Origin of the sequence: Protofrankia sp. Cr1 (assembly GCF_963555865.1) — a bacterium.
Taxonomy (GTDB): domain Bacteria; phylum Actinomycetota; class Actinomycetes; order Frankiales; family Frankiaceae; genus Protofrankia.
Genome location: NZ_CAUVXO010000098.1, coordinates 13,512 through 15,542, shown reverse-complemented (window position 1 = coordinate 15,542; position 2,031 = coordinate 13,512). Strand labels below are relative to the sequence as shown.

Below are 2,031 nucleotides of genomic sequence, written 5' to 3'. Positions count from 1 at the left end.
CTAGACAGGGGGGCGTTCGCTCAGCGTTCGCCCCGACTACCGACCACCGGGGGCGCGAACGCCGCTGTCCGGATTGCGAACACCCCGGGCGGCGAGGTCGGCGTCGCACCGCGCCTGCAACGGCTGGCTGAGCTGGTCGGCGGCGAGGTCGGTCGCCCGGCGCAGCATCGGCATGGCGATCTGGTCCGGTTCCAGGCTGGCGCGCATGCGCAGGACCTCTGGCAGCCACCAACGGTCGTCGTGCTGCTGCGCCGCGAGCCGCGCCGCGTCCAGGATGCCGCGTGCGGCATCGGCGCGTCCGCAGCCGATCTGTACCTCCGCGAGCAGCGACAGCCAGTACGACATCCGGGTGTGCGCTCCCTGCGTGCGCAGCCGGCTGACCGCCTCCTGGATTGCGGCGACACCATCCTCGCCGCCGGTCGCCCAGCCGGTGAGGATGGCGGCCCACTCGCGGTAGTAGGCGAACTCGTAACGTCGGCAGAGCTCGTCCAGCTCCTTCGCCGCCCTGGCCAGTGAAGCACGGTCTCCCCGGAGCTGATGCGTCATCGCCGCGTAGGCCAGGGCCACCGCGAGACTGTAGGGGTGGTCGGCCGCCCGGCCTCGCTCGACCGCCTCGTCGCAGCGGGAGACGGCTCGGGCGTCGTCGCCGAGCAGCCAGTGCGCATGAGCGGCCCAGGCCATGGCGTGGACATCGGTGCGGGTCCCCACGATCAGCGAGACGGCGCCTGGTGACAGGTTGTAGGCGCGGTCGAAGTGGGTGATCGCGGTGGCGTGCCGGCCGACGCTGGTGGCCGATCCGGCGTAGGCGAAGTGCGCCTGTCCGGCGAGGTCAGGGTCGGCTTCGGCGAGGGCGAGCGCACGCGCCGCCAGCTCGTGGGCCTGCGCGGTGTGACCTTGGACGAAGCGGACCGTGAACAACCCGATCAGGCTGGCCAGCAGCGCATGCGGCCGAGCCAGCCGCTCGGCGAGGGTGGCCGAGCGTTCCAACGTGGACTGCACCTCGGGCGAGGCATAGCCGTGCACCGCGTTGAGCGGCCCTGTCATCGCCTGGGCCACGTCCAGTTCGCGTCCGTCGCGGTCGAGCCCGGGTGGCATCTGGGCGATCAGCTCCAGGCACCGGGCGTGGTGGCGGCTCGCCTCCGCGTTCGCGAATACTCGCGTGGCCGCCTCGGCGGCCCGGCCGAAGTAGTGCAGGGCGCGATCCGGTCGTCCGCCGCGGTCGTACTGCTCGGCGAGCTGCGCGGCCGCCTCGTTGACGTCGGTCGCGTGGAGCAGCTCGAGTCCCTGGGCCAGGCGGCGATGCAGCAACCATCGGCGCGGTGGGCTGACCAGCTCGTACGCGGCGTCGCGCAGCAGGTCGTGGGAGAAGTCGTAGCCATCGCCCTGTTCGGTCACGATCCGGCGCCGCCACAGCTCGTCCACCGCCTGCACCAGTGCGTCCGCGTCGAGATCGCTGGCCTCGCACAGCAGGTCCAGGCTGAAGTCGCGGCCGAGGGCGGCGGCGAGCGCGGCCACCTCGCGAGCCGACGGAGACGACTGCTCCAGCCGGCGGTGCAGGATGGCCCGCAGGTTGGGCAGCGCCACCGGTTCGCCGGGGGCCGGCGAGCCGTGCGCGGCCTCCACCACGAACAGCGGATAGCCTCCCGTGGCCGCATGCAGGACCCCCGCCTCCGCCGCGGTCACCGGGCGGCCGAGCAGCGACGCCGTCAACGCGGCGGTGCCGGTGGAGTCCAACGGCGCCAGGGAAAGGTCGGTGACCAGCCGCGCCGATCTCCACGCCCGCAGTGACGCGGCGACCTCCGCGTTGCGGTCCAGTTCATCCGCCCGGACCGTGGCGGCGACGAGCAGCGGGGCGTGGCCGGCGAAGCGGAGCAGGAAGGTCAGCCAGGCCACCGTCTCCTGGTCACACCACTGTAGGTCGTCGAGCACGAGCAGGGTCCGACGCCCGGTGGACAGCACGGCCCGGGCGAGCCCTTCGAAGAACCGGTGGCGCTGCCAGGCGTCTGCCATCGCGTGCGAGCCTGACTGCGC

The 2,031-nt window shown here is 72.9% G+C and carries 1 protein-coding gene; it reads right to left on the bottom strand.

The genetic code is table 11. The features are described from left to right. Nucleotides 1-36: 36 nt before the first annotated feature. Nucleotides 37-2,031: ATP-binding protein (locus U9980_RS10705; protein WP_416210220.1), on the bottom strand; the 1,995-nt coding region annotated here is incomplete at its 5' end.